The organism is Massilia glaciei, from assembly GCF_003011895.2.
GTDB lineage: Bacteria > Pseudomonadota > Gammaproteobacteria > Burkholderiales > Burkholderiaceae_D > Telluria_A > Telluria_A glaciei.
Window position 1 is genome coordinate 1 of the sequence record NZ_PXWF02000294.1, and the last position, 25,714, is coordinate 25,714.

A 25,714-nucleotide genomic window follows, 5' to 3' on the forward strand; every position below is an offset into this window, starting at 1 on the left:
CGCGTCGTCGGCGCCGTCGGCGAACACCAGCAGGGGGGCGGCGTCGGAGGCGCCGGGCAGGCCGGCCGCCGCGCCCAGCGCGAAGGTGGGGCGCGGCGCCAGCGCGAGCAGGGTCATGGGGATCTGGGCGCCGGGCTGCAGGCCGGCCGGCAACTGCATGCGCGCGGCGGCGGCGCCGAGGCGCACCAGGTAGCTGCCGTCGGTGTGGCGGGCCATGATCTCGCCGAGCACCGATTGGCCCACCTGCATCGACAACGCGCGCTGGAATTGCTCCTGGCGCGCGTGGGCGACGCCCTCGACGCGGGCCGCGGCCTCGGCGCGCCCGACCGGGGCCACGCTGTCGGCGCGCGGCAACATCGGATGCCTGCCCGGCCTAGCCGGCGCGCGTGGCGCCGTAGGCGGCGGCCAGCTTGCGTTCGGTGCCGGCCGCGCCGATCTGGGCCGCCAGCTCGGCCATCCAGGGTTCGGTCAGGTTGCGGATCTCGCGGTCGTGCGCGAGGATCTGGTGGATGATGCGCACTTTTTTGGCGCGCGAGTCGCCCGACAGCGGGGCCGCGCCCTCGCCGTCGCGCAGCAGCTGCACGTTGCGCGCGCAGTGCGACTCAAGCGCGACCAGGTTTTCCCAGTCGCGCGAGCGGGCCGCGTCGAGCATGCGCCCGCTCAGCTCCGACATCGACTGGTACAGGGAGATCACTTGTTCGGTGCTCATCATGGTTCAGGCGCTCACGAACGAGGGGGCGCGCGGCGCCAGGCTGCCGTAGGCCGATGGCGCGGCGGCGGCGGGCGCCTTTGGCGGCGCGGCCCGCTGCTGGGCGCCGATCTGGTCCCAGGCGCCCTTGAGGTCGGCCAGCAGCGCGTGCACCTCGCGCAGCATGGCCTCGTCGTTGGCCAGGTTGGCCTGCAGCAACCGCCGCTGCATGTAGTCGTACAGCGCGTCGAGGCTGGCGGCGATCTCGCCGCCGGCCTCCTTGTCGAGGCTGGCGCGCATGCCGTTCTCGATGATGTTGATCGCCTTGGACACGGCCATGCCCTTCTTTTCGGTCTCGCCGGCCTGCATGTGGCCGAGCGCGGCGCTCACGGCCGTCAGCGCGCCCTCGAACAGCATGACGATGAGCTGGTGCGGGCTGGCCGCGGCCACGCCGGTCTCGAGACCGACCTTGGCATAGGCGCTGGCGCCACTTTTCGACGATCCAAACATGGACGTTTCCTTTCAAATTGATGCGTCAATCAGCCGCCGGACATCCTGCTGAGCTGGTCTAGTTGCTGGGTCAAAAAACTGGTGGTCGTGCTCATCCTGCTGATCATCAGGTCGAGCGCGGTGAACTGCGCGCGGTAGCGCTGCTCGATCGCGGCCAGGCGCACGCCGAGCGCCTCCTTGCTCTTGCCGAGCGTCTTGATCGAGGCGGCGATGCCCTCGGTGCGGGCGCCGAGCGCGCCGCCGGCGCCGAGCATCGCGCTCGCGAGCTTGTCGAACTGGAAGGCGTAGCCCTGCGAATAATTGACCGTGCCGCGCGCCCCTAGGGCGCCGCCGTCGATGGTGAGCGCGAGCCCGGTCGAGTCGCCGGTGGCGCTGGTGAGGACCTGGCCGTTGCCGCTGGCGGCCAGGCCGTTGATGGTGCCGGCCACGTCGAGCCCGGCCGTGACGGTGGCTGCGGCGAAATTGAGGTTGGCCTGGCCGTTGCCGCCCGTGATGGACACATTCGAGGCCGAGCCGTACTTGCCCGACACGAGCGAGAGCGCGCCGCCGCCGTCGGCCGACACGGTCACGCTGGCGCCGGCCGCCGAGAGGCTGGCCGCGCCGTTGAGCTTCGATTGCACCTCGGCGGCGAGGGCGGCGGCGCTGGCGTAGGGTTTTTGTTCGAGCGTGATGGTCGCGCTCACCCCGTTGACGGTGACCTCGAGCGTGTCGTTGCCCGGCTCGATGGTCAGGCCGGCGGCGCCGGCGCCGACCGCGGCGCCCCGGGTGGCGAGCCCGGTGACCTCGAGCGCGTAGGCGCCCGGCTTGGTCGCCTCGGAAAAACCCTTGTAGGCGACCAGGCTGTCGCCGCTCTTGCCGGCGGCGGCGAACAGGCCGGCGAAGTCGCCGAAGTTGGTCTCGAGCGCCTTGTTCAGTTTGGTCGAGTCGAGCGCCAGCTGGCCATCCTTCTGCAGCGTCACGCCGATCTCGGAGAGGCGCGAAAAGGCGCCCGCGCCGCCGCCGACGGCCGCGTTGAGCACGGCGCGCATCTGGCCCTGCATATTGCGCACCGAGGCCTCGCCGTTGAGGATGGCGGCCTGCTTGGTGGCCGGGTTGTAGGCGGCCGCGTCGGTGAAATTCTGGTTGATGTCGTTGTAGGCCTTGACGAAGGCGGCCACGGCGGTGGCGACCGAGGCGGTGTCGCGCGCGATCGTGGCGCTGCTCTCGCCGACCTTGAGCAGGTTGAGCGTGACGCCGCCTAGCACGTCGGTGACGCTGTTGCCGCTCTTGGACACGGGCACGCCGTCGACCGTGAACTCGGCGTTCTGGGCGGTCAGGGTTTGCGTGAGGGCCTGGTCCGCGGCCGGGTCGTGCGCGAGCAGGCTCGACAGGCCGGTGCCGGGCCCCGTGTCGGCCACCGAGATCTTCATGCTGGCGGCCTGACCGGTCGCCGTCGAGGTCAGGGCGAGCCGGAACGGGGTGCCGCTGCCGTCGTTGATGATGGTGGCCGAGACGCCGATGGCGGCCGCGTTGATCGCGTCGCGGATGCCGGCGAGCGAATCGTTGCCCGCGTCGATGGTGACGGTCTTGACGCCGGCGCCGGCGCTGGTGAAGCTGGCGTTGTCGTATCGTCCGGTGTCGGCGTCGTAGCTGGCGTTGTTGGCCTCGAGGCCGATGCGGCCGAAGTCGAAGCTGAGCACGCCCTGGCCGACCGGCGCGCCGCTGCTGGCGACGCCGCCGGCGACCAGTTTCTGTGCCTGGGCCAGCTGGCTGACCTTGAGCGCGTAGGTGCCCGGCACGGCGGAGGCGCCGGCGCTGGCGGTGGCGGTGGCCACCGAGGCGTCGCCCGTGCCCACCTTGACGCCCTGGAATTTGCTGATGTCGGACAGGCCGCGGATGGCCGTTTGGAATGCGGAGAGCGCGCCCTTGAGGGTGCCGAAACCGGACAACTTGGTCTGGTAGCTGGCCTCTTGGCGGATCAGTTTGGCAAGTGGCGCTTGTTCCACGGACATGAGCTTGCTGACGATGCCGTCAACGTCCAGGTTGGAACCGATGCCTGCGGATGATAGGCCCACTTTGCCTCCTACGAAAGTCTAGAATATAACTTGTTAACGGCAGGCATCAAGTAAGCTTTAGAGGGGGAAACAGGGCTCTGTTCCCCCCTCGGGTGCTACGCCGTCTCTCGGATGAGCATGCTTTGGAGGCGGTCCAGCGCTTTTGCGATCTCGAGCGTGTCGACCGAGGGCATCTGCCGGATCACCTCCTGGGTCATGCGGTCGACCACCTTGACGATGGTGCGCTCGCTTTCCGAGTCCACCGAAAACTCGAGATTGGGCGAGCGCGACTGGAGGGCGCTGTTGATGCTCTTGAGCGCCCGGTCGACCTCGTCGTCGGTGGGCTTGGAGGAAGCCTGCTGCGCCTTGGCCACGGGGGTGGGCGCGGTCCCGGCCGGCGCCGCCGCCGCGGCGCGGGTGGCGGCGAAGGCCGGGGCCTGCGCGGTACTGCTGGTTGCTTGGATATCCATGACTGCTCCCGTAAGGAGAAACAACCCGGCCGGGAGGAACCCGGGCCGGGCGAGTTGTTACACCGGGCGCCGGGAACTTAGCCGCGCAGCAGGGCCAGCACGCCGTTCGGCAGCGAGTTGGCCTGGGCCAGCATCGCGGTGCCGGCCTGCTGCAGGATCTGGCCGCGCGTGAGCGCCGCCGTTTCCGCCGCGAAGTCAGTGTCCTGGATCCGGCTGCGCGAGGCGGACAGGTTCTCGGAGGTCGTCTGCAGGCTCGTCACGACGGACGAGAAGCGCGCCTGGTAGGCGCCGAGCGAGGCGCGCGAGTTGTTGATCGTCGTCAGCGCGGCGTCGATGGTGCTGAGCGCCGATTGGGCGCCGGCGGCGGTGGTCAGGTTCAGCGAGGACACGCCGGCGCCGGCGGTGGCGGTGGCGACCGCCAAGCCGGGAGCCAGACCGGCATTGGTCGAGCCCGCGTTGACGCCGTTGGCGACGATGATGCCGGCCGCGTCGGCCGAGTTCAGGGTGATGTTGCTGAACGAGGTCGCGGTGCCGGCTGCGCCGATGGCGACGCCGTTGGACACGGTGGTCAAGCCGGTGTTGGTGTCGTCCGCTTCGGCGTTGGCCGACTTGGTGATGCTGATGTTGCGCCCGTCGGCGGCGTTGAGCGCGACGGCGCCGGTGGTGGTGTCGAAGCTGGCCGTCACGCCGGTCTGGGCGGTCTTGGCGTTGATCGCCGCGGTGATCTGCGAGCCGCGCTCGCCGGCGCTGCCGGCGGTGCCGATGGCGCCGATGTCGACGCCGTTGATCAGGATGTCGTTGGCCGCGAGCGCGTCGCCGGTGGTCGATGTAAAGCCGGCCACGCTGGTGGCGCCAACGGTCGCGGTGACCTTGGTCTGGGCCGACACGGCGTTGATGGCGGCGGCCTTGGCGATGCCGCTGGCGTCGGCGCTGACGGACGAGACGCCGTCGCCGCCGGAGGCGCCGACGTTGTAGCCGTTGATGATCAGGTCGCCCGAGGCGAGCGCGGTGGCGGTGTTGTTGGCGCCGACCACGCTGCTGGAGTAGCTCGAGGCGGAACCGACGCCGAGGCTGTTGGCGCGCGCGCTGGCGATGTTGGAGACGGTGATGCGGTCGTTGGCGGTGTTGTTGGCGCCGATCTGGAATGTCTGCGCGTTGAACGAGCCGTCGAGCAGTTTGTTGCCGTTGAACGAGGAGCTCGAGGCGACGCGGTCGATCTCGGCGATCAGGGCGGCCGCCTCGTTGTTGAGCGCGGCGCGGTCGCTGGCGCTGTTGGTCGCGTTGGACGACTGCACGGCCAGTTCGCGGATGCGCTGCAGGTTGTTGCCGATCTGCGCCAGGTCGCCCTCGGCGGTCTGGGCCAGCGAGATGCCGTCGTTGGCGTTGCGGGTGGCTTGGTCGCTGCCGCGGATCTGGGCGGTGAGGCGCTCCGAGATCGCCAGGCCGGCCGCGTCGTCCTTGGCGCTGTTGATGCGCAAGCCGGAGGACAGGCGCTGCAGCGAGGTGGCCAGGCCGGCGGCCGAGGTGGTCAGGTTGCGCTGTGCGTTCAGGGATGCGGTGTTGGTGTTGATGAATGAGGCCATGGGATTCTCCAGACTGGGTGTTCGAGTGGGCTAAGCGCCGCGTTTCACTTTGGTCTGTCCCGCCTTTTCCGGGGACAATCAAACCGCAGTTGAGACTGGTAACGGGCCCGGGTCCGGAAAGTTGATGGTGAAAAACACGAATAAATCTGCGGTTTGGCCCTTCAATCGGCGCGAAGGACGGCGCTAAACGACAGCGCGGGGCGTAACTTTAGGGGCGAAATAATTTTATTTTGCGGGGTGGGGGAGGGGGTTTTATTGTTTATATGATCAAAAAAGACGCCTGCAATGCAAAAATCGGGGAGGCCGCGCTGCAAAAAACCGATCCATAAGCACAACCGGCTCTGGCGCGATCCTCATAGCCGGCTTACCGCCTGGCATTTGTTGTATGGGGCGGCGCATGCGCCACCGCACCCGCGAGGACGATGTGGGTTTGATGTCGCAGGGGATCACTGTCCACGATTCCTGCCTGCCGCTCTTGCCGGCCTTCCGACTACGCCACCACCACCTGGTTCTTGCCGCTGCGCTGGGCCTCGAGCATCGCCTGGTCGGCGCGCTTGAGCAGCGACTCCTGGCCCTCGCCGGGCCGGCGCAGCGCCACCCCGGCCGAGAACGTGATGAACACCTTCTCCTGCTCGTGCAAAAAGAAGTGGCGCGTGAGCTCGCGCTGGAGCCGCGTCATGGTCTGCGCGGCCGCCTCGAGCGTGGTCTCGGGCAGCACGATGACGAACTCCTCGCCGGCGATGCGCGCCACCACGTCGAGCGTGCGCAGGGTGTCCTTGATGACGCGCACCAGGTGCTTGAGCGCGCCGTCGCCGGCGCCGCGCCCGAAGTCGTCGTTGATGCGCTTGAAGTCGTCGAGGTCGAGCAGCGCCACGCACAGCGGCGTGCCGCGCCGCTCGGCGCGCGCGCCCTCGCGCCCGAGCACGTCGTCGAGGCCGCGCCGGTTCAGGCTGCCCGTGAGCTGGTCCTCGCGCACCAGCTCGCTCAAGTGGCGCAGCTTCTCCTCGAGCTCGGCCACGCGCTGCTCGGCCAACTGCACCTCGTTGCGCGCCGCCACCATCTGGTCGCGCGCGGCCAGCGCCTCCTGCTGCACCGAGCGGGTCGCGCGCAGCACCTCGGCCAGCACCCCGCTGAGCTCGCCGATGTCGCGCGCGCCCTTGATCTGCTCGGTGAAACCGGCGATTCTCGCGTGGTAGTCGGCGGTGCTCGCCGCGACCGAGCCGAGACTGTCGACGAAGGTCAGCATCATGTTCTTGACGGTGCCGCGCACGTCCGACAGCGTGTGCTTGAGCTGGCCCTGCTTGAAGACCACCTCCTTCAGGCTGCGCGTGGCGTCCTCGAGCGCGCGCTCGTCGATCGGCCCGGATATCAGGCCCTGCACCGCCGCCACCTGGCCCTTGAGCCAGCTGTCGTCCTCGAGCAATTCGCCCACGTTCTCGAGCAGCAGCTTGAACAGGCGCAGCAGCCCCTCCTGGCGTTCGGCCGCGTCGCCGCCCTGGATCTCGATCTGGTAGCACAGCTGCTTGAGGCGCGCGCCGATCTCGGCCAGCGCGGCGTCGCCGTGGGCCAGCTTGACGGCCGCGCCGAGCGAGGCGGCCTCGCGCATGAGCGTCGGCGCGTCCGCCAGCAGCGACACCAGCGCGAAGCCGAGCGCGCGCCCGAGCAGCTCGCGCAGCAGTTTTTCCTGCACCCCCTCGGCGCTGAGCAGCGGCTCGGGCCGCGCCTTGCGCAGCGCCGCGGCCACGCTGGCGAGCCCGCGCCCGCATTGGTCCCATTCGCGCGCGGCGACCACGCCCTGGAGCCGGCGCCCGGTCGCGGCCAGTTCGCCCGGGGCCTCGGCCAGCCGCCCGGCGAACTCGGCGAGCACGCGTTCGGGCCCGGTGCCCGGCGCCGGCGGCACCGGGATGCCGGCGATGCCGTTGTAGATCGCGGTGTAGGCCTGCGGCGTGGGCGCGATCTTGTTCGCCGCGAGCAGGCGGAACGCCTCGCGCGCGATGTCGGCCGCGTTTTGCGCCGGCTTGGCGGCGCCTGCCGCGCCGTGCGCCGGCTTGGCGGCGCCGCCCGGATGGTGCGCCGGCTTGCCGGCGCCGGCGGGATGGGGCGCGCCCGCAGGCGGTTTGTCGGGAGTGGTGGGCATGGAGCGGGGCTCTTTTTGTCGTCGATCGGCGCTTATTCGATCAACTGGTTCTTGATCGCGTAGTGCGTGAGCTCGGAGTTGTTGCGCAGCTTCATCTTGACAAGCAGGCGCGCGCGGTATTCGCTGATGGTCTTGACCGACAGCGACAGCTCCTCGGCGATGTCGCCCACCGTCTTGCCCGAGGCGATCATGATCAGGGTCTGGTATTCGCGGTCCGACAGCGTGTCGTGCGGGGCGGCGTCGCGGTCCTCGCCGATGTGGGCGGCGAGCTCCTGGGCCAGCGCCGCGCTGACGTACTTCTGGCCGGCCGCGACCTGGCGGATCGCCGTGACCAGCTCGCGCGGGGCGCTCTGCTTGGTCAGGTAGCCGGCCGCGCCGGCCTTGAGCGAGCGGATCGCGTACTGGTCCTCGCGGTGCATCGACAGCATCAGCACGGCGATGTCGGGATTCTCCTTGCGCACCTGCTTGAGCACGTCGATGCCGTTGCGATCGGGCATCGAGATATCGAGCAGCATGACGTGGCATTCGGCGCTGCGGAACAGGCGGATCGCGTCGAGCCCGTTGTCGGCCTCGCCGGCGACGATCATGTCGCGCGACTCGGCCAGGATCTGCTTGAGGCCCTCGCGCACGATGGCGTGGTCGTCGGCGATGAAGACGCGGATGGTGGCTTTGGCGGTCATGGGGGCGCGCTGGCGGCGTTGGTGGAATTGGTGGAATTGGTGGAGCTGGTGGAACTGGTGGTCGGGGCCGCCATTATCGGCGCTTTGGGCGCGGCCAGCTTGATTTTCACGGTCAGCACGGTGCCGCCGCCGTCGGCCGCGTCCAGCGCCAGGGTGCCGCCGAAGCCGCGCGCGCGCTCGCTCATGCCGCGCAGCCCGAACGAGCCCGGCTTGAGGCGGTCGGCCGGCGAGATGCCGACCCCGTTGTCGCGCACCGTCAGCACGATGTGGTGGCGCAGCCGCGCCAGGCGGACCTCGACCCGGCTCGCGCGCGCGTGCTTGGCGATGTTGGTGAACGCCTCCTGGAAAATGCGGAACAGCGCCGTCGCGAGGTCGGCCGACAGGTCGATCTCCCTGTCGCTGCAGGTGAAGCTGCAGGCGATGTGCTCGGCCTGCTTTTCGAATTCCTTGAGCTGCCACTCGAGCGCGGCGACGATGCCGAAGTCGAGCATCGAGGGGCGCAGGTCGAGCGTGATGCGGTGCACCGAGTCGATGCTGCGGTCGACCAACTGGTCGAGATAGGCGGCGCGCTCGGCCAGCTGCGGCAGTTCTGACGGCAGGCGCGCGGCCAGCATCGCCAGCGCCATCTTGATCGCGGTCAGGTTGCCCCCGAGGTCGTCGTGGATCTCGCGCGCGATCCGTTCGCGCTCCTGCTCCTTGACGCGCTCGATGTGGGCGGTCAGCTCGGCGAGCCGGGCGCGCGAGCCCGTTGCCTCGAGCTGCTCCTGGCGGCTGGCCGTGATGTTGGTCATGATGCCCTCCCACTGCACCGCCGCGCCCGCGGCATCGGTGGCGGGCAGGGCGCGCGGCGACGAGCGCAGGTTGATCCACTTGACGTCGTTCCAGGCGTCGATCCGGATCCGGCCCTCCCAGTTCCAGCCCGACAGGTCAAGCGCCGAGGCGCGCATCGATGCGTGGTAGCCGGCCCGGTCCTCGGGCAGGATCAGTTCGGCGAACAGCGCGGGGTTACTCTGCAGCTCGGCGGCGCCGACGCCGAGCAGCGCGGCGCAGCCCTCGCTCAGGTAGGGAAAGGCGGCGCCGCCGTCGCCGCGCAGCACGAACTGGAACACCAGCCCCGGCAGATTGCTGACGATCGCGTCGAAACGGGCCTGCACCTGCGCCAGCGCCAGCCGCGCCGCCCGCAGCGCGTCCGCGTGCGCATCCGCGCCGTCCGCCGCCGCGGGCGTGGAGGGCATGATTGGCGGGGGCGCGGGGCGCAGGGGAGTCGGCTGGTTCATCGAAAACATCATACGTCAAAAAACGTGGCCCCGGAACAATGGCACAGGAGAAACATTGCGCTCGCGGGCAAGAAGCGCGGCACCCCGTTACAATAGAAGCACGCCTTGAGCCAAAACCGGAGCCGCAGCAAGTGAACAAAGCATTCGTCAAAGAGTCCGACAGCGATGAAGACGACGCCGAGGCGCTCGCGCTGGCGCAGGCCATTCCGGCCGGCGCCAAGAACTACATCACCCCGGCCGGCTACCAGCGCATCAAGGACGAGCTGCTGCACCTGATCGACGTCGACCGCCCCGAGGTGGTGCGCATCGTGCACTGGGCCGCCTCCAACGGCGACCGCTCCGAGAACGGCGACTACATCTACGGCAAGCGGCGCCTGCGCCAGATCGACGGGCGCATCCGCTTTTTGACCAAGCGCATGGACGCGGCCGCCGTGGTCGACCCGAGTGTGCACCACGGCAACGACCAGGTGTTCTTCGGCGCCACCGTCAGGTACGCCAACAGCGCCGGCGAGGAGCACACGGTGACCATCGTCGGCATCGACGAGCTCGATCCGCTCAAGGGCAAGATCAGCTGGGTCTCGCCGGTGGCGCGCGCCATGACGAAGGCGCGCGAGGGCGACCTGGTCACGCTGCAGACGCCGCTCGGCAACGAGGAGCTCGAACTGCTCGAGGTGCGCTACCCGGCGCCGCCCGAACCCTGATTTCCATTTTAAAAAGAGCCGCCAGCATGTCGACCGCCCCCGTCACACTGAACCATCTGTTGCGCATCCCGCTCGCCGCCGAAGTCCACTCGCGGCCCTCGCTGCGGCTCGGCGCCAACGAAAACCTGACCCACCTGGCCGTCTACACGCGCGGCGCCGGCGGCGACGACGCCGACCAGGGCGAGCGCCAGCACGAGCTGCTGGTGTCGCTGTGCCAGAACTTCGGCGTCTCCGGCCCCCATTTCGACGCCAGGTATTTCTTCCACGATTTCGGCAGCTTCCGCCTGCAGTGGGAGTGTCACACCGAATTCACCACCTACACCTTCGCCGAGGAGCAGGGCGCGCCGCTGCCGCTGGTCCAGGCCTTCGAGCAGGTGCCGCTGCGCCACATCCCGCTCAAATGGCTGCACGAACTGAACGGCAAAGTCATGGTCGCCACCCACGTGGTGCTGCAGCAGGACGGCGCGGGCCTGCCGGCGATGCGCGAGTTTTTCGGCGGCAATTTGCTGGTCGGCAGCAACGCGCTCGAATCGGCGCGCCTGTGGACCGATTTCGCGATCGCGCCGGACGGTTTCGGCCGTTTCGTGGTGCAGGACCTGGGTCTGCACCACCAGCAGTCGGGGCGCCTGGTGCAGCGCGTGCTCGAGATCGAAACCTACCGCATGATGGCCCTGCTGGGCCTGCCGCACGCGCAGCAGGGCGCGCCCGTGCTCAACGGCATCGAGGCCGAGCTGGCCCGGCTCTCGGCCGGCATGACCGACTCGACCGACGCCGTCTCGGCCGGCGGCACCGCGCAGGACGGGCCCGACGACGAGCGCGACCTGCTGCACAAGATCACGGCGCTGGCCGCGCGCATGGAGAAACTCGCGCTCGAGAACAGCTACCGCTTCGCCGCCTCCAAGGCGTATTTCAGGCTGGTGCAGGCGCGCATCGAGGAGCTGCGCGAGACCCGCATCGACGGCGTGCCGACGGTCGGCGAATTCATGGACCGGCGCCTCGCGCCGGCGATGAGCACATGCGAATCGATGGTGCGGCGCCAGCAGGCGCTGGCCGAGCGGATCGGGCGCACCAACGACTTGCTGCGCACGCGCGTGGGCATCGTGCAGGAGCAGCAGAACCGGCGCATCCTCGAGTCGCTCAACTCGCGCGCGGCGCAGCAACTGCGGTTGCAGCAGGCGGTCGAGGGCTTGTCGGTGGTGGCGATCTCCTACTATTCGATCGGGCTGCTCAACTATGTGGGCAAGGCGATGAAGGCGGCGGGCTGGCCGGTCAACCCGGACGTCGCGACGGGCGTGATGATCCCCGTGATCCTGCTGGCGGTCTGGTTCGGGCTGCGGCGCATGCACCACCGCGTGGCGGCATAGCGAAAATGTGGTCGGAGGCGGGGCGGGGTCCGGGACGCCGACTGGGAGGCTGGGAGTCTTTCGAGCATGCCCTTCCATCGCGCCGGAAGCGCCCGCTCGTCGTGGAAAATGCTCGCCATAGCCCAAGCTATGGCTGTGCTTTGCGCCTCGATCGGCCACCTTCTGGCGCGCTGCTCGGACACGTCCGAAAAACTTTCAGCCTCTGAGCCGATGACCCCGGGCCCCCCGCCAACTCACTCTGGCATTCATGCTCGTTTACGCATCTGTTTCGTTCTCGTTTTGTCGCATTCACCCTCGCTCAAAATTGCCCATTTAAACAACGACAAAAACCGCCAGAACCAGACAAAACGCGCATTCTAAACGAGCACGAATGCCAGACGGTTGAATCGCACCCCGCACACCCCCGCCGTTGATTATTGAGACTTAACAACATCCAACGCGCCCTGCACCTCTTGCATGCGCCCGTCACGCGCCACCCCAGCCGTCATTCCTGCCATTGGCAGGAATGACGGCTGGGGTGGCTCACCTCGCGCAGGTGTGTGCCGATCAGTTCGGAAAAACTGGCCGTGCTCGTGACTTGGTCGTACTCGCCATTTTTTTGGCGTGCGCGGATGGCGCTGTTCATCTTGGTGGCGGCGTCCGGGAGCACGTAGTTGGCGTTCACTTTGACGGCCAGTTAGTCTATGACCCGGGCCCGGGTGGCCCCGTCGATCACCATGTCGGGCGCCAACGGTTCGGATGACGCGGCCCTATCGCGCCAGGCGGAAGGTGCCCGCCTGCCAGTGCCGGCCGCCCGGGCTGGCCGTGCCGTGCCAGCCGAGGGCCAGCAGCCCCTTGGCGATGAGCCGGTTCATGATCCCATGCCCGACCAGCAGCACCGGCCCGCTGGACGCGCGCGCGACGAGCCGCGCCTTTCTTGGCGCGCGCCCGCGCCAGCGCGACCGGCTCGACATCGCGCGCGTATCCGGAACCGGCCGGCCGTGGCGCATCAGGGTGATTTCGAGCATGCTTGCGATAGGTTGGGCCAGGCGATGCTAGGCGCGTTCGCGCTCGACCCGGGTCACGCCGGGCACGCGCCGCAGGTTGCGGATCAGGCCGGCGAGGTGGACGCGGTCCTTGATCTGGATCGTGAAGCGCAGCTGCGTCATCGCGTGCTCCTTGTCCTCGTCCATGCCGACGTAGGTGATGTTGGCGTCGGCCTCGCCGATCTCGGCCGCGACGCGCGCGAGGATGCCTTTTTCGTTGTCGATGAGCAGGCGGATGCGGCAATCGAAGCGGCGGTTCAGTTCGCCCCCCCACTGCACCGCGATCCAGCGCTCCGGCTCCTTGCCGCGGGTGCGCTTGGCCGGCAGGCAGTCGCTCGTGTGCACGATCAAGCCTTGGTCGCGCCGCAACTGGCCGACGATGGTGTCGCCCGGAATCGGCAGGCAGCACGGCGCCAGTTGCACCGAGACGCCCTCGGTGCCGTAGATGGTCACCGGGTCGAGCTCGCTCGCGTCGTGGTCCTCGGGCAGCCAGGCCGGGTCGTCGTCGCACAGGCCGAAGATGTGGCGCGCCACCAGCGCGGCGACGCGCTTGCCGATGCCGATGTCGGCGTACAACTCCTCCATCGAGTTGGCCGACGATTCGTTGAGCAGCCGCTCGACCAGCGGCGGCGCCAGCTCGGGCTTGATGTTGAGCGCGGTGAGCGCCTGCCTGAGCAGCTCGTGCCCGAGCTCGACCGACTCGGGCAGGTTGATCGTGCGCAGGTGGTGCCGGATCGCCGAACGGGCCTTGCCGGTGCGCACGAAGGCGAGCCAGGTCGGGCTCGGGCGCGAGGCCTTGTCGGTGACGATCTCGACGATGTCGCCGTTGCGCAACTCGGTGCGCAGCGCGGCCGTCTCGTTGTTGATCCTGACCGACACGGTGTGGTCGCCGATGCCGGTGTGGATGCTGTAGGCGAAGTCGAGCGCGGTGGCGCCGCGCGGCAGCGCGATGATCTTGGACTTGGGCGTGAACACGTAGACCGAGTCGGGGAACAGGTCGACCTTGACGTGCTCGAGGAACTCGGCCGAGTCGCCCGTCTGCTGCTGGATGTCGAGCAGCGACTGCAGCCACGCGTGGGTGCGCTGCTGCAGGTCCGACAGGTTCGAGTCGCCGTTTTTATAGAGCCAGTGCGCGGCCACGCCGGACTCGGCGGTGCGGTGCATCTCCTGGGTGCGGATCTGGAATTCGACCGGCGTGCCGTACGGGCCGATCAGGGTCGTGTGCAGCGACTGGTAGCCGTTGAGCTTGCGGATCGCGATGTAGTCCTTGAACTTGCCCGGCATCGGCTTGTACAGGCCGTGCAGGGTGCCCAGCGCCACGTAGCAGTTGGCGAAGTCGTCGACCACCACCCGGAAGCCGTAGACGTCGAGCACCTGCGAGAACGACAATCGCTTGCTGCGCATTTTTTTGTAGATGCCGTACAGGGTTTTTTCGCGCCCGTACACCTCGGCCCCGAGCTCGGCCGCGGCGAGCGTGACCTTGACCGATTCGAGGATCTTCTTGACCACCTCGCGCCGGTTGCCGCGCGCCGCCTTGACCGCCTTGGCCAGGGTCCGGTAGCGCAGCGGGTACAGGTGCGAGAACGCGAGGTCCTGCAGTTCGCGGTAGATGTTGTTGAGGCCGAGCCGGTGCGCGATCGGCACGTACACCTCCATCGTCTCGGAGGCGATGCGGCGCTTTTTGGCCGCCGTCATGTGCTCGAGCGTACGCATGTTGTGCAGGCGGTCGGCCAGCTTGATCAGGATCACGCGCACGTCGCTGGCCATGGCCAGCAGCATCTTGCGGAAGTTTTCCGCCTGCGCCTCGATCTGGCTCTGGAATTCGATTTTTTCCAGTTTGGACAGGCCGTCGACGAGCGAGGCGACGGGCGCCCCGAAGTGCTCGATGAGCTCCTCCTTTTTGACGTCCTGGTCCTCCATGACGTCGTGCAGCAGCGCGGCCATGATGGCCTGGGCGTCGAGCTTCCATTCGGCGCAGATCTCGGCCACGGCGATCGGATGGGAAATGTAGGGTTCGCCCGACTTGCGCACCTGCCCGAGGTGTTTCTCGTCGGAGAAGCGGTACGCTTCCTTGACCTTTTTGAGTTCGGAGGGGGTGAGGTATTCGGCCAGTTGCGCCGACAGATGTGTCACGGAGGCGACGCCGGGCGCGCTCGCGGGGGGCGCGGCCCCGTCGTGGGGCCGGGACGCCGGACGCGGGGGCCGGGCCGCTGACGTTCCTGGGGAGCTTGAATCCGGTGTGGTCAAATTCATACGTTATGTCAATCAGCCGCAGCGTGGAAGCTTGGCGCAAAAAGGGCGGGTTGACACTCTCCAGGCACGCCGAGGCTTACATCGGCACCTTTTTGAGCATTTCGATGCCGACCTTGCCGGCCGCGATCTCGCGCAGCGCGACCACGGTCGGCTTGTCCTTGGCGTCGACCTTCGGGGTGTGGCCTTGCAGCAACTGGCGCGCGCGGTAGGTCGCGGCGAGGGTCAGCTGGAAGCGGTTCGGGATCTGTTTCAAGCAATCTTCAATGGTAATGCGTGCCATTTTGTTTCCTAATAGACGGTGTAGACGGTGGTGTTTGTCGTGTCACGACTGTTGCGCATGGATGCCCAGTTGGGCAAACAGCGGGGCGTTGCGGGCGGCCTGCTGGGCGAACCGGCAGCGCGTCGCGGTGACGATCGCGCGCATCTCGTCGAGCGCGACGTCGAATTCTTCGTTGATAATAACATAGTCGAACTCCCGGGCGTGCGCGATCTCGCCGCCGGCGGCCAGCAACCGCTTGGTGATCACGTGCGGCTCGTCCTGGCCGCGCTTGTAGAGGCGCTCCTCGAGCGCGGCGATCGACGGCGGCACGATGAAGATCCCGGCCATGTCCGGAAACTGGCGGCGCACCTGGTGCGCGCCCTGCCAGTCGATCTCGAGCAGGATGTCGGTGCCCAGCTTCATCTGCTGCTCGACCACCAGGCGCGAGGTGCCGTAGTAGTTGCCGTGCACCTCGGCCCACTCGAGGTATTCGCCCGCGGCGGTGCGCGCGGTGAAGTCCTCGACCGTCGTGAAGTGGTATTCGCGCCCGTCCTGCTCGCCGGGGCGCGGCGCGCGCGTGGTCGTCGAGATCGACAGCTTGATGCCGGGCTCGCGCGCGAGCAGGGCGTTGACCAGGGTCGACTTGCCCGCGCCCGACGGCGCCGCGACCACGAACAGGCTGCCGGAGAAACCGGCGTTAACAGTAGCCATACACTTCCTTCAAAAACGTGATGCGCCGGGCGGGCCGGCGCGCTGACAAAAGCTTATTGATTGTTGCTCAACACCGTCTACAGCAAACTATGTCAAGCACTTTGCCTATGAATTTAGGTTCTATGGGTCCCCGCCTCCGCGAGGACGATGGGGTGGCGGATTTTGCTTTGACCTTTAGGGCGCCTATTCGAGGTTTTGCACCTGCTCGCGCATCTGTTCGATGAGCAGCTTCAGTTCCATCGAGGCGTCGGCCAGCTCCTTGACCGAGGCCTTGGCCCCGAGCGTGTTCGCTTCGCGGTTGAGCTCCTGCATCATGAAGTCGAGCCGCTTGCCGACCTGGCCGCCCTTTTTGAGGATGTGGCGCGTCTCGGTCAGGTGCGCGGTCAGGCGCGAGAGCTCCTCGGAGACGTCGATCCGGATGCCGTACAGCGTCACCTCCTGGCGGATCCGCTCGAACGCCTCCTGGCGCGTGAGCGTCGACGGCGTGCCGTGCCCGGCCATGCCGAGCGCGTCCTGCATGCGCTCGACCGCCTTTTGCTGGAACGCCGCGATGACCTGGGGGATGAGCGGGGTGATGCGGCGCACGATGACGTCCATGGCGTCGATGCGCGAGACCAGCATGCTTTCCAACGCGGCGCCCTCGCGCCGGCGGCTCTCGACGAAGGCGGCCACGGTCACGCCCGTGAGCGCGGCGACGTCGGCCTGCAGCGACTCCTGTCCGACCTGCGCCTCCTCGATCACGCCGGGCCAGCGCAGCAGCTCGGCCACCGACATCGGGTTGGCCGTGGCGAAATGCCGGGACACTTCATCCTGAAGGCGGGCCAGGTCGGCCAGCAACACCGTGTTGAGCACCTGGGAGGCGCCGGCGACCTTGCGTCCGAAACTGAGGCGGGCCTCGACCTTGCCGCGCGTGATGGCGGCCATGATGGCCGCGCGCAGGTCCGGCTCGAGCGAGCGCAGCTCGTCGTTGATGCGGAACTGGAGGTCGAGGAAGCGCGAGTTGACGCTCTTGATTTCGATCGTCAGGGTGCCGGCCGCGCCGTCGCTCGTGGCGACCGCATAGCCTGTCATGCTAGAAATGCTCAATGGAGTCCCCAGTAGTTTTTATCTTTTCTTTACAAAGCAGTGATTTATCCACACAATCATCCTGTTAAGCAAGGAACCTACATGGCTGCACAAAATAACGCTCCCTTGCCCGATGGGATGGAAATTGCCGGATACCGCATTGTAAAGAAAATTGCCTCCGGCGGGTTTAGTATTGTTTACCTCGCCAACGACCCCGACGGCAATGCGGTCGCGATCAAGGAATACCTGCCAAGCGCGCTCGCGCTGAGGCAGCCGGGCGAGCTCGCGCCGGTCATTCCGAAGGCCAACCTGGCGGTGTTCCGGATCGGGCTCAAGTGCTTCTTCGAGGAGGGCCGCGCGCTGGCCATGATCGCCCATCCGAACGTGGTGCGCGTGCTTAACTTCTTCCGCGCCAACGAGACCGTCTACATGGTCATGGGCTACGAGTCGGGCCATTCGCTGCAGGAGCACGTGGCGCGCCTGTCGGCCAAGGGCAAGCGCCTGTCGGAGGAGTCGATCCGGCGCATCTTCATGGGGGTGTGCGCCGGCCTGCGCGAGGTGCACACCAACAAGCTGCTGCACCTGGACCTGAAGCCGGCCAACATCTACCTGCGCACCGACGGCACCCCGATCCTGCTCGACTTTGGCGCCGCCCGCCAGACCTTCAACGCGGACGTGCCCAAGCTGACGCCGATGTACACGCCCGGCTTCGCGCCGCCCGACCTGTACAACAAGCACGCCAACCTCGGGCCCTGGTCCGACATCTACAGCATCGGCGCCTCGATGTTCGCCTGCATGAGCGGCTCGCCGCCGCAGCCGGCCGACCAGCGCAAGCTCGAGGACAAGATGGAGGCCTATTACGCGCGCTGCGAGGACCGCTACACGCCCGAACTGATCGGGATGGTGCGCTGGTGCCTCGAAATGGATCCGCTCAAGCGTCCGCAAAGCCTGTTCTCGCTGCAAAAGCAGCTCAGGAGCAAGCTGCCCGGCGGCGGCGCGACCGAGGCCGCCCCCGGCATGCGCGACGCCCTGGCCGAGCAATGGCGCGGCCTGGTCGGGCGCTTCGGCAAGGGGAACGGCAAGAAACCAGGCGACACGAGCGCCTGACGGCGCCCAGTTTGAAAGCGCCCAGTTTGAAAGCGCCCAGTTTGAGAGCGCCCAGTTTGAGAGCGCCTATTAAGGAGTAATAAATGCAATTTTCCGTCTATCAGGAAAGCCAAATCGGCGGACGCAAGGTCAACCAGGACCGGATGGGCTACAGCTACACGCGCGATTCGCTGCTGCTGGTGCTGGCCGACGGCATGGGCGGCCACCTGCGCGGCGAGGTCGCCGCCGCGATCGCGGTGCAGGCGCTGTCGACCCTGTTCCAGCAGCAGGCGCAGCCGTTCATCAAGCGGCCGGTGCGCTTCCTGGAGGAGGCGTTCCTGGTCGCGCACGAGGAGATCGCGCGCTACAAGAACGAGCACAACATGCCCGAGTCGCCGCGCACCACGCTGGTGGCCTGCCTGGTCCAGCACAGCAGCGCGATCTGGGCCCACTGCGGCGATTCGCGCCTGTACTGGGCGCGCGACGGCGCCATTTTGGGTCGCACGCGCGACCATTCGCACATCGAGCATTTGATCGCCAAGGGCCTGGCCGATCCGTCCGAGCGCGCCACCCATCCGGACCGCAACAAGCTCTACAACTGCCTGGGCGCGAACTCGCTGCCGCAGGTCGACATTTCGCGCCAGGCCGCGCTGCAGCCGGGCGACGTTTTGCTGCTGTGCTCGGACGGGCTGTGGTCGATGCTGCCCGAGGACGACATTTTGCGCGCGCTGAGCACGCAGACGATCGTGCGCGCCGTGCCCGACATGCTCAACCTGGCGGTGCTGACCGGCGGCGACAAGAGCGACAACGCGACCGCGCTGGCGATCATGTGGCAGGGCAATCCGGAGACGGGCGTGGCCGACGCCCCGGGCGTGGCGCCGAACGTGATCTCGACCCAGATGCTGGCCGAGGACCAATCCAATTCCACGATCCTGGGCGGGGCCGAGACGGTCACGCCGTCCGACATCGTCGACGAGTTCGGCGACGACGAGATCGAAAAGGCGATCGCCGAGATCCGCGAGGCGATCGAACGCTCGTCGCAGGCGATCCTCAACAAGTAGTCTTTGGTTCGTTCCTTTGACGCATTCCTGTGACGCATTCCTGTGACTCAATCAGAAAAACAATCTTCAAACAAGGCAATCCATGACATTTGAAAGCCGCCCGAGCGGGCGCCCGGTCGACCAGCTGCGCAACGTCGTCCTCACCCGCCAGTACACCAAGCACGCCGAGGGATCGGTGCTGATCGAATGCGGCGACACCAAGGTGATCTGCACGGCCAGCATCGAGGACAAGGTGCCGGGCTTTTTGAAGGGGAAGGGGCAGGGCTGGCTGACGGCCGAATACGGCATGCTGCCGCGCTCGACGCACACGCGCATGGACCGCGAGGCCGCGCGCGGCAAACAGTCGGGCCGCACGCAGGAGATCCAGCGCCTGATCGGGCGCTCGCTGCGCGCCGCGTTCGACCTGGAAGGTTTCGGCGAGCGCACGCTGCACCTCGACTGCGACGTGATCCAGGCCGATGGCGGCACGCGCTGCGCCTCGATCACGGGCGCGATGGTGGCCGCCCACGACGCCTTCACGCAACTGGTGGCGCGCGGCGCGATCGCGGCGGTGCCGCTCAAGCATTTCGTGGCGGCCATCTCGGTCGGCGTGTACAAGGGCGAGCCGGTGCTCGACCTCGACTATGTCGAGGATTCTGACTGCGACACCGACATGAACGTGGTCATGACGGACGCGGGCGCGTTCATCGAGGTGCAGGGCACGGCGGAGGGCGCCGCGTTCGACCGCGCCGGAATGAACCGCCTTCTCGACCTGGCGCAGGCCGGCGTGGCCGACCTGATCAAACTGCAAAAGCAGGCCGTCGGCCTGGTGTAAGCCCGGCCGAAAAAGCCAACAGAGCCGGCGCAGTAAATGGGGGTCAGAGTTTTTTTTCGCGGGTGTATGCGAAAATTACTCTGACCCCTATTTACTGCGCCGGCGAACCGAAGCCGCTAAAATACCGCCTTTGATGCGAGCCCACCGATGACCCAACGCCTGATCCTCGCCTCCAACAACCCCGGCAAGCTCAAAGAATTCAGCGAAATCCTGCTGCCGGTCGGCTTCACGCTGCACCCGCAGGGCGAATTCAACGTGCCCGAATGCGACGAGCCGTTTTCCACCTTCGTCGAGAACGCGCTTGAAAAGGCGCGCCACGCGGCTCGCCTGACGGGCCTGCCCGCGCTGGCCGACGACTCGGGCGTGTGCGTCAACGCGCTCGGCGGCGCCCCCGGGGTGTGGTCCGCGCGCTACGCGGGCGAGCCCAAATCGGACGCGCGCAACAACCAGAAGGTGCTGGCCGACCTCGCCGCGCACGCCGACAAATCGGCCTACTACTACTGCGTGCTGGTCTACGTGCGCCACGCCGACGACCCGCAGCCGGTCATCGCCGACGGCAGCTGGCACGGCGAACTGACCCCGACCGCGCGCGGCGGCAACGGCTTCGGCTACGACCCGCACTTCTGGCTGCCGTCGCTGGGCAAGTGCGCCGCCGAACTGAGTTCGCCAGAAAAAAACGCCCTGTCGCACCGCGGCCAGGCCCTGCGCGCGCTGGTGGAAAAGCTGCGATGATCCCGATCAAACCGGTCGCCGACACCGCCGGCGCGCCGCGCGCGCCGCGCTCGGCCGACAGCGCCCTGCAATACCTGCAGCCTGGCACGCTCAACCTGAGCGCCTTGCCGCCGCTGTCGCTGTACATCCACTTTCCGTGGTGCGTCAAAAAATGCCCGTACTGCGATTTCAATTCGCACGAGTCGCGCGGCGTGATGCCAGAGGAGGAATACCTGGCCGCCGTGCGGCTCGACCTCGAGCAGTCGCTGCCGCTGATCTGGGGCCGCAAGATCTACACCATCTTCATCGGCGGCGGCACCCCGAGCCTGATGTCGGCCGCCGGCCTGGACCGCCTGATGTCGGACGTGCGCACCCTGCTGCCGCTCGACGGCGCGTGCGAGGTCACGATGGAGGCCAACCCCGGCACCTTCGAGGCCGAGAAATTCAAGTCCTACCGCGCCAGCGGCATCAACCGCCTCTCGATCGGGATCCAGAGCTTCAACCCGAACCACCTCAAGGCGCTCGGGCGCATCCACGACGACAAGGAGGCGCGCCGCGCGGTCGAGATCGCGCACGCCAACTTCGACAATTTCAACCTCGACCTGATGTACGCGCTGCCGTCGCAGACGCTGGCCGAGGCCAAGTACGACCTCGACACGGCGCTGTCGATGGCGCCGCCGCACCTGTCGCTGTACCACCTGACGATGGAGCCCAACACGCTGTTCGCCAAGTACCCGCCGGCGCTGCCCGACGACGACGCCAGCGCCGACATGCAGGACCTGATCGCGAGCGAGACGGCGGCGGCCGGCTTCACCCAGTACGAGGTGTCGGCCTACGCCCGGCCGGGCCGGCAGGCTCGCCACAACCGCAACTACTGGGAGTTCGGCGACTACCTCGGCGTTGGCGCGGGCGCGCACTCGAAGATCTCGTTCCCGCACCGGGTGCTGCGCCAAGCCCGCTTCAAGCAGCCCAAGGCCTACATGGAGTCGGCCCGCGCCGGCAACCCGGTGCACGAGGAAGTCGAGATCGGGCGCGCCGACATGGGCTTCGAGTTCATGCTCAACACCTTGCGCCTGACGGGCGGCTTCGACCCGAACCTGTTCGGCCAGCGCACCGGCATGAGCATCAACGCGATCGAGAAGCCGCTCAACGAGGCCGAGGCCAAGGGCCTGCTGTACCGCGACCACAAGATCATCCGCCCCACCGAACTGGGCATGCGTTTCCTCAACGACCTGCAGCAGATGTTCCTGCGGGACTGAGATGCTAACCATTTTTGTATAGACTGGAGCGGGGTCATGCATTTTTGTATGGCCCGGGCGGCCGCACATTGACCAGAAAGGCAGACATGAAGATCAGATCATTGAGCGCCATGGCGGCGTTTGCCGCTTTGTGCCTTGCGGGGCGGGCAGTGGCAGCCGATCCGGCGCCAGCAGCGCCCGCCGCAACGCAGGCGACCAAGGTGGTTTCGCTGCTCGGGGTGTCGGATCCGACCCTGATCCTGATCCGCGACCTCACGGGCAAGTCCATGCTGAGCTTTGAAGCTGACCGCAAGATCGAACTCGACGCGAACCGCAGGTTCGAGCAGGCGGTCAAGGATCGCAACTTCAAGTTCGCCGGCGTGATGGTCGACGCGCTCACGCGCGAATTCAAGAAAAAAAACGTGACGCTCACGTACCTAAAGGACCAGAAGGGGAAACTGGCCGCCGACGGCAAGAGCGATGAATACTCGGCCGTCAAAGTCGGCACCGACACCTTTCTCGTGGTGTGGTTCGGTCCGGTCGGCTTTCTGAACATCGCCAAGCCCAAGATGGCCTACAAGCCTTTGCTCGTCGTAAATGCCAAGCTGATCGACGCCAAGACGCAGCGCATGCTGTTTTTAAAGACCTACAACGCGGGCTACGCCGCCGCGATCAAGGGCGTCGAGAACGTCGAACTCGACATGCGGTACACCTTTCCCGATGTCGACAAGGCGATGAAGCGCATCGATCTAGGATTCGAAGGCTACACGGCCGCCGAAAAATTGATCGCAGAACGCATCGTCCGGGATATTGGCCTGAAGTAGGCGTGGACTGAATCAAGCGTGGCCTGAGGAAAGCGTAGCCTGAGGAAAGCGTGGCCTGAATCAAGCGGCGGGCTCAAGCAAACTGCGGGCTCAAGCAAGCTGCGGGCTCAAGCAAGCGGCGCGTTGAAATAAGCGGTTTGCAATAAGCGGCCGCGCCTCCTCACATCGACTTGGAACCGACCATCATCTGGATTGCCTTCGACAGGCCGGTGACGACGCGCGCCATGTCGTCGTAGTCGAGCTTGTCCGGTGTGCCGTGCGCGGTGTGGTAGTACGGGTAGCGCAGGAAGGCGGTGTCGGTGACCATCAGGGCCGGATAGCCCGCGCGCGCGTAGGAGGCATGGTCCGAAAACGTGACGCCCTCGACAAACGCGGGCGCGGCCAGTCCTTCGGACGGAAACTGCGCGCTCGAGCCGAAGGCGCCCAGCGCTCTCCGGATCAGCCCGGCGGATTCAAGCGTGCCCACGAAAGCGATGAAGTTGCCCGCGTCGGAAAACGCGGCTCCTACGCCCCGCCGATACTGCTGGCGGCCCGTATCGTCCGAGTGGCAGCCGATGGGGTCGGTGATCAGCGCCGCCTCGACATTGCGCCCCTGGCGGCGCAGCCGTTCGGCGTGGGGGCGGCTGCCCATGCCGGGGGTGTTGAAATAAGGCGGCTCCTCGTTGACGAAGAACACGAACTTGACTTCGGTGCCCTCGGCGAGCGGCGTGTCTTTGAGCAGGCGCGCGAGCTCGATGACGGCGGCGGTGCCACTGCCGTTGTCGTTGGCGCCGGGCGCGCCGGGCGCCGAATCGTAGTGCGCGCCGATGATGAAGATGCGCGCGGGCGCCTTGCCGGGCGCGGTGTTGGAGATAGACACCTCGATGTTGCGCACATGGTGGTCGCGCGCGACATAGCGCTGCTGCTGCACCGTGTAGTGGGCGCTGGCGAGCGTGGTTTCGATGTAGCGCGCGGCCTCGTCGAGCTTGTCGGTGGGGCTTGTGTTGAGTTCGACGCTGGCGATGCTCGTCACGTGCCGGCGCATGCGTTCGGCCAGGTCGGCCTGCGCGCTGGTGACCGGCGGCGGCAGCGCGCTGAACGATTTGCCCGGCATGCCAAGAATGCCCGACAGGGCCGTCGCGGCGGTCGCCATGACTGCGACCAAAATGCATGCGAGGAAAATCCAGACATGTTTTGCGGAAATTTGCATGGAGGGCCCCTTGGCGCAGTCACGATAGCACCAAGGGTAGACAGCGGGGCAGTCTGGCCGGTTCCGTTGGCGCGGGCGGCGTGCCGCAGCGTTGCTCTCCGAGCCCAATCGGGGCCCACAATACAGTTTTATCTAGCCACGCGTGCTGTCTGGTACCGTCGACATCAACTTGGCACCGCAACTGGTCAGGTGGCCCTCAAAGGCGACCGGAATGCCATCGATCAGAACCTTAGGGTCGCCTTCTGCGATTACGCAAATCTCATGGCCGCGCTGGGGGCAAAAACAGCGGTCGCCCACGCGCGCGACGGCGCGTCCCATGACAGTGCTGTTGGATGCAGCAGAGATGACTTTGCCACCGTGGGTGGTCGGATCGTTCAAGCGTATTACGCCGCGCATGGGTGTTTCCTTTTAAGGCAATCGTAGATTGGGCTGCTGCGCCAGGGCTACGCGCAGTCTCCTGGATCACTTTGAATAGCCCTGCGACTGTGGTTTTGCATCGTGACGCAATCCCCACCATGGCAAGTAGGCGTTATTGCTGCCACGCGCGCGGAACCAAGGCTCGTACGCATCAATGGGGCGCACTTTGGCGGGCGGAACCACCAGTACCGCCGTCGGCTCGGCAGCATCACTCGTACCCGCTACCAGCACGTGTTTGCCAATGTGGTTGGCATAGGCGATGCCAAGCGCCACGTTGGTCAGCGCGGTGCCGGCTCCCATTTCACCCAGAAGGGCGGGCGTATTGAAGGTCTGCTTCATGAAATCGAATTCGACCAGTTCCGTGGTGAGTGTCTGCGCGAGGATAGCGAGGCGGTCCGAAGAGGCGGGGTGGGTGTTGTTGGCGTCGTGTATCACGTAGCCGATGTCGCTGTCTTGCTTGCCAGCGTTGAACGCTGCGGCCTCAATCGTGGCTTTCCACGCCTGGACTGCACGCGCAGGCAAACCTTTCTTCGCTTCGTAATCATCTAATTTTTTACTGGCGGGATAGCCGAGCCATGCCAGTGGTTCCCGTTCGGTTTTATAGTCCGGTCCCGCGAGTACGAGCAACACCATGTTCTCGTTGATCTGTTTATATTTTTGTGGAAAGCTTGGTGCGTCCCAATTCATCACCCAGACGGTTTCCTCTGGATGGGATTTTAAGTGGTTAAGACCCGCAGACAATGAAGTGAAACCAGCATTCGCGCCACCCATCGTTACATGGACTATGGGCGACGTTGCTCGCGTCCATACTTCTGGCATTGAAGTATTCCCAATGCCAAAAGTAGAGATGATGCCATCGCGTACGGACTCTGCTGCCACAATCGGATCTATCCGATCAGTTGGCAATGCATATTCAACATGAATGCCGGCTAATTCACGCCACGTTTTTTTGTCATCATTTGATGCGACATTATAGAAATAAGTTGAGCTGGTGTAGTAAATATCATGGAAGAGGGTCAGCATTTCAAGTACGTACTTGTTGTGAAAACCAGCTACCGAATCACGTCCATTGTCGCCGCTGGAAATAATTCCTATCGCTTGAAGCTTGGAATATTTCTCTGGATTTGCGCGGACCATATCGTCATCCTTGTTCGGCTTCACCATACCCAGGGTCCAGAGTAGTTGCCACTCCGTAGGATAGTCGCGTCGTTGCAGCGGATTGAGCCATTGCACACCAACTACCTGAGCCTTCAACGGTTTTTCCGGTGCAGAAACGATTCTCGTGCTTGCTGCTGTTGCAGGCGTAGAAGAGGACGCTCCATACGTAAGCGTTGTTAGCACGATCCCTGCAAAAAAAGCGGGAATAAGCAGAAATCGAGTCATAAGTTCTCCATTGGTCAATATACGGGAGGTGCTACTATCAGCACGCCACGAAAAAAAACACGCCAGGCCAACGGCGATCGCGAAAGCAAGAAAAGTCCAGCCAAGCCTGCTGGTGCGGGTTGCGATGAATTTTTTCATTATCCCACTCATTTTTTTTCCGCCATGATTGCGCGATGATTAACTATTTTTATTGGCATGGACCCCTCTGAGCAATCCACCCAACTTAAGGATTTCA

General features: G+C 66.1%; 26 protein-coding genes. 8 read left to right on the forward strand and 18 right to left on the reverse strand.

The features are described 5' to 3' along the window. The 9 genes from C7C56_RS22410 to C7C56_RS22450 form a co-directional block, all read right to left on the reverse strand. Nucleotides 1-357 (reverse strand): TP0910 N-terminal domain-containing protein (locus tag C7C56_RS22410; protein WP_502506568.1); only part of this gene is annotated, 357 nt, incomplete at its 3' end. Between the two features lie 16 nt (nt 358-373). Next, a complete protein-coding gene (locus C7C56_RS22415; protein ID WP_106759607.1) occupies nt 374-709 on the reverse strand; it encodes a flagellar protein FliT in 336 nt (111 codons plus the stop codon). Between the two features lie 6 nt (nt 710-715). Continuing rightward, a complete protein-coding gene (fliS, locus tag C7C56_RS22420) occupies nt 716-1,198 on the reverse strand; it encodes a flagellar export chaperone FliS (RefSeq protein ID WP_106759587.1) in 483 nt (160 codons plus the stop codon). A gap of 29 nt (nt 1,199-1,227) precedes the next feature. Continuing rightward, nucleotides 1,228-3,252, reverse strand: a complete 2,025-nt coding sequence (gene fliD / locus C7C56_RS22425) for a flagellar filament capping protein FliD (RefSeq protein WP_106759588.1) — start codon at nt 3,250-3,252, stop codon at nt 1,228-1,230. Nucleotides 3,253-3,347: 95 nt separating this feature from the next. Beyond that, nucleotides 3,348-3,701: a flagellar protein FlaG gene (locus tag C7C56_RS22430; RefSeq protein ID WP_106759589.1), complete on the reverse strand. Its 354-nt coding sequence runs from the start codon at nt 3,699-3,701 to the stop codon at nt 3,348-3,350. A 77-nt stretch (nt 3,702-3,778) separates the two neighbouring features. Beyond that, nucleotides 3,779-5,284, reverse strand: a complete 1,506-nt coding sequence (locus C7C56_RS22435; protein ID WP_106759590.1) for a flagellin N-terminal helical domain-containing protein — start codon at nt 5,282-5,284, stop codon at nt 3,779-3,781. Nucleotides 5,285-5,774: 490 nt separating this feature from the next. Further along, nucleotides 5,775-7,421, reverse strand: coding sequence for a diguanylate cyclase (locus C7C56_RS22440; protein ID WP_106759591.1), 1,647 nt, complete (start codon nt 7,419-7,421; stop codon nt 5,775-5,777). Nucleotides 7,422-7,453: 32 nt separating this feature from the next. Continuing rightward, nucleotides 7,454-8,101, reverse strand: coding sequence for a response regulator (locus C7C56_RS22445; RefSeq protein ID WP_106759592.1), 648 nt, complete (start codon nt 8,099-8,101; stop codon nt 7,454-7,456). Then, nucleotides 8,098-9,336, reverse strand: coding sequence for a sensor histidine kinase (locus tag C7C56_RS22450; RefSeq protein WP_229458934.1), 1,239 nt, complete (start codon nt 9,334-9,336; stop codon nt 8,098-8,100). The genes C7C56_RS22445 and C7C56_RS22450 overlap by 4 nt, the downstream gene beginning before the upstream one ends. 173 nt (nt 9,337-9,509) lie before the next feature. On the opposite strand from C7C56_RS22450, the gene greB reads away from it, so the two are divergent. Both greB and C7C56_RS22460 read left to right on the forward strand, forming a co-directional pair. Then, nucleotides 9,510-10,079: a transcription elongation factor GreB gene (greB, locus tag C7C56_RS22455; protein ID WP_106759593.1), complete on the forward strand. Its 570-nt coding sequence runs from the start codon at nt 9,510-9,512 to the stop codon at nt 10,077-10,079. A 26-nt stretch (nt 10,080-10,105) separates the two neighbouring features. Further along, the gene (locus C7C56_RS22460; protein WP_106759594.1) at nt 10,106-11,443 is read left to right on the forward strand and encodes a DUF3422 family protein; all 1,338 of its coding nucleotides are present in this window, start codon (nt 10,106-10,108) and stop codon (nt 11,441-11,443) included. A gap of 484 nt (nt 11,444-11,927) precedes the next feature. Here C7C56_RS22460 and C7C56_RS22465 read toward each other — a convergent pair whose 3' ends face one another. The 6 genes from C7C56_RS22465 to C7C56_RS22490 form a co-directional block, all read right to left on the reverse strand. Then, the gene (locus C7C56_RS22465) at nt 11,928-12,107 is read right to left on the reverse strand and encodes a hypothetical protein (RefSeq protein WP_106759595.1); all 180 of its coding nucleotides are present in this window, start codon (nt 12,105-12,107) and stop codon (nt 11,928-11,930) included. An 85-nt stretch (nt 12,108-12,192) separates the two neighbouring features. Continuing rightward, nucleotides 12,193-12,450, reverse strand: a complete 258-nt coding sequence (locus tag C7C56_RS29070; RefSeq protein ID WP_181373306.1) for a hypothetical protein — start codon at nt 12,448-12,450, stop codon at nt 12,193-12,195. A 27-nt stretch (nt 12,451-12,477) separates the two neighbouring features. After that, complete coding sequence (locus C7C56_RS22475) at nt 12,478-14,721, reverse strand: RelA/SpoT family protein (RefSeq protein ID WP_106759596.1); 2,244 nt, start codon at nt 14,719-14,721, stop codon at nt 12,478-12,480. A gap of 76 nt (nt 14,722-14,797) precedes the next feature. After that, complete coding sequence (rpoZ, locus tag C7C56_RS22480) at nt 14,798-15,001, reverse strand: DNA-directed RNA polymerase subunit omega (RefSeq protein WP_094441537.1); 204 nt, start codon at nt 14,999-15,001, stop codon at nt 14,798-14,800. 42 nt (nt 15,002-15,043) lie between these two features. Further along, nucleotides 15,044-15,691: a guanylate kinase gene (gene gmk, locus C7C56_RS22485; protein WP_106759597.1), complete on the reverse strand. Its 648-nt coding sequence runs from the start codon at nt 15,689-15,691 to the stop codon at nt 15,044-15,046. Nucleotides 15,692-15,874: 183 nt separating this feature from the next. Then, on the reverse strand, nt 15,875-16,762 hold the full coding sequence (locus tag C7C56_RS22490) for a YicC/YloC family endoribonuclease (protein WP_106759598.1): 888 nt from the start codon (nt 16,760-16,762) through the stop codon (nt 15,875-15,877). Nucleotides 16,763-16,858: 96 nt separating this feature from the next. Here C7C56_RS22490 and C7C56_RS22495 point away from each other — a divergent pair, with 96 nt between their 5' ends. From C7C56_RS22495 to C7C56_RS22520, 6 genes are all read left to right on the forward strand, one after another. Continuing rightward, the gene (locus C7C56_RS22495) at nt 16,859-17,863 is read left to right on the forward strand and encodes a serine/threonine protein kinase (protein ID WP_106759599.1); all 1,005 of its coding nucleotides are present in this window, start codon (nt 16,859-16,861) and stop codon (nt 17,861-17,863) included. Between the two features lie 83 nt (nt 17,864-17,946). Next, nucleotides 17,947-18,903 carry a protein phosphatase 2C domain-containing protein gene (locus C7C56_RS22500; RefSeq protein WP_106759600.1) on the forward strand — a complete coding sequence of 319 codons (957 nt, stop codon included), beginning with the start codon at nt 17,947-17,949 and terminating at the stop codon, nt 18,901-18,903. 82 nt (nt 18,904-18,985) lie between these two features. Continuing rightward, nucleotides 18,986-19,717 carry a ribonuclease PH gene (gene rph, locus C7C56_RS22505; RefSeq protein WP_106759601.1) on the forward strand — a complete coding sequence of 244 codons (732 nt, stop codon included), beginning with the start codon at nt 18,986-18,988 and terminating at the stop codon, nt 19,715-19,717. A 147-nt stretch (nt 19,718-19,864) separates the two neighbouring features. Next, nucleotides 19,865-20,449 (forward strand): RdgB/HAM1 family non-canonical purine NTP pyrophosphatase, encoded by a 585-nt coding sequence (gene rdgB, locus C7C56_RS22510; protein ID WP_106759602.1) that lies wholly within the window; start codon nt 19,865-19,867, stop codon nt 20,447-20,449. Beyond that, nucleotides 20,446-21,687 (forward strand): radical SAM family heme chaperone HemW, encoded by a 1,242-nt coding sequence (gene hemW / locus C7C56_RS22515; RefSeq protein WP_106759603.1) that lies wholly within the window; start codon nt 20,446-20,448, stop codon nt 21,685-21,687. The genes rdgB and hemW overlap by 4 nt, the downstream gene beginning before the upstream one ends. Nucleotides 21,688-21,773: 86 nt before the next feature. Then, on the forward strand, nt 21,774-22,490 hold the full coding sequence (locus tag C7C56_RS22520) for a hypothetical protein (RefSeq protein WP_146204608.1): 717 nt from the start codon (nt 21,774-21,776) through the stop codon (nt 22,488-22,490). Between the two features lie 160 nt (nt 22,491-22,650). Here C7C56_RS22520 and C7C56_RS30090 read toward each other — a convergent pair whose 3' ends face one another. The 3 genes from C7C56_RS30090 to C7C56_RS22535 all read right to left on the reverse strand — a co-directional run bounded on the left by C7C56_RS30090 (nt 22,651) and on the right by C7C56_RS22535 (nt 25,617). Next, nucleotides 22,651-23,679 (reverse strand): M20/M25/M40 family metallo-hydrolase, encoded by a 1,029-nt coding sequence (locus C7C56_RS30090; RefSeq protein WP_106759605.1) that lies wholly within the window; start codon nt 23,677-23,679, stop codon nt 22,651-22,653. A 132-nt stretch (nt 23,680-23,811) separates the two neighbouring features. Beyond that, nucleotides 23,812-24,075 carry a PAAR domain-containing protein gene (locus tag C7C56_RS22530; protein WP_106759606.1) on the reverse strand — a complete coding sequence of 88 codons (264 nt, stop codon included), beginning with the start codon at nt 24,073-24,075 and terminating at the stop codon, nt 23,812-23,814. A gap of 66 nt (nt 24,076-24,141) precedes the next feature. Continuing rightward, a complete protein-coding gene (locus C7C56_RS22535; RefSeq protein ID WP_106759609.1) occupies nt 24,142-25,617 on the reverse strand; it encodes a virulence factor in 1,476 nt (491 codons plus the stop codon). Between the last annotated feature and the right edge of the window lie 97 nt (nt 25,618-25,714).

Excerpts from the sequence above, each read along its gene's own strand:
- C7C56_RS22535 (WP_106759609.1), bottom strand. The coding sequence starts at position 25,617 with ATGAAAAAATTCATCGCAACCCGCACCAGCAGGCTTGGCTGGACTTTT.
- C7C56_RS22430 (WP_106759589.1), bottom strand. The coding sequence starts at position 3,701 with ATGGATATCCAAGCAACCAGCAGTACCGCGCAGGCCCCGGCCTTCGCC.
- fliS (WP_106759587.1), bottom strand. The coding sequence starts at position 1,198 with ATGTTTGGATCGTCGAAAAGTGGCGCCAGCGCCTATGCCAAGGTCGGT.
- hemW (WP_106759603.1), top strand. The coding sequence starts at position 20,446 with ATGATCCCGATCAAACCGGTCGCCGACACCGCCGGCGCGCCGCGCGCG.
- gmk (WP_106759597.1), bottom strand. The coding sequence starts at position 15,691 with ATGGCTACTGTTAACGCCGGTTTCTCCGGCAGCCTGTTCGTGGTCGCG.
- C7C56_RS22460 (WP_106759594.1), top strand. The coding sequence starts at position 10,106 with ATGTCGACCGCCCCCGTCACACTGAACCATCTGTTGCGCATCCCGCTC.
- C7C56_RS22450 (WP_229458934.1), bottom strand. The coding sequence starts at position 9,336 with ATGCCCTCCACGCCCGCGGCGGCGGACGGCGCGGATGCGCACGCGGAC.
- C7C56_RS22475 (WP_106759596.1), bottom strand. The coding sequence starts at position 14,721 with ATGAATTTGACCACACCGGATTCAAGCTCCCCAGGAACGTCAGCGGCC.
- C7C56_RS22435 (WP_106759590.1), bottom strand. The coding sequence starts at position 5,284 with ATGGCCTCATTCATCAACACCAACACCGCATCCCTGAACGCACAGCGC.
- C7C56_RS22530 (WP_106759606.1), bottom strand. The coding sequence starts at position 24,075 with ATGCGCGGCGTAATACGCTTGAACGATCCGACCACCCACGGTGGCAAA.
- C7C56_RS22440 (WP_106759591.1), bottom strand. The coding sequence starts at position 7,421 with ATGCCCACCACTCCCGACAAACCGCCTGCGGGCGCGCCCCATCCCGCC.
- C7C56_RS22490 (WP_106759598.1), bottom strand. The coding sequence starts at position 16,762 with ATGACAGGCTATGCGGTCGCCACGAGCGACGGCGCGGCCGGCACCCTG.
- C7C56_RS22495 (WP_106759599.1), top strand. The coding sequence starts at position 16,859 with ATGGCTGCACAAAATAACGCTCCCTTGCCCGATGGGATGGAAATTGCC.
- rpoZ (WP_094441537.1), bottom strand. The coding sequence starts at position 15,001 with ATGGCACGCATTACCATTGAAGATTGCTTGAAACAGATCCCGAACCGC.
- C7C56_RS30090 (WP_106759605.1), bottom strand. The coding sequence starts at position 23,679 with ATGCAAATTTCCGCAAAACATGTCTGGATTTTCCTCGCATGCATTTTG.
- C7C56_RS22415 (WP_106759607.1), bottom strand. The coding sequence starts at position 709 with ATGAGCACCGAACAAGTGATCTCCCTGTACCAGTCGATGTCGGAGCTG.
- C7C56_RS29070 (WP_181373306.1), bottom strand. The coding sequence starts at position 12,450 with ATGCTCGAAATCACCCTGATGCGCCACGGCCGGCCGGTTCCGGATACG.
- C7C56_RS22445 (WP_106759592.1), bottom strand. The coding sequence starts at position 8,101 with ATGACCGCCAAAGCCACCATCCGCGTCTTCATCGCCGACGACCACGCC.
- C7C56_RS22520 (WP_146204608.1), top strand. The coding sequence starts at position 21,774 with ATGAAGATCAGATCATTGAGCGCCATGGCGGCGTTTGCCGCTTTGTGC.
- C7C56_RS22500 (WP_106759600.1), top strand. The coding sequence starts at position 17,947 with ATGCAATTTTCCGTCTATCAGGAAAGCCAAATCGGCGGACGCAAGGTC.
- rph (WP_106759601.1), top strand. The coding sequence starts at position 18,986 with ATGACATTTGAAAGCCGCCCGAGCGGGCGCCCGGTCGACCAGCTGCGC.
- rdgB (WP_106759602.1), top strand. The coding sequence starts at position 19,865 with ATGACCCAACGCCTGATCCTCGCCTCCAACAACCCCGGCAAGCTCAAA.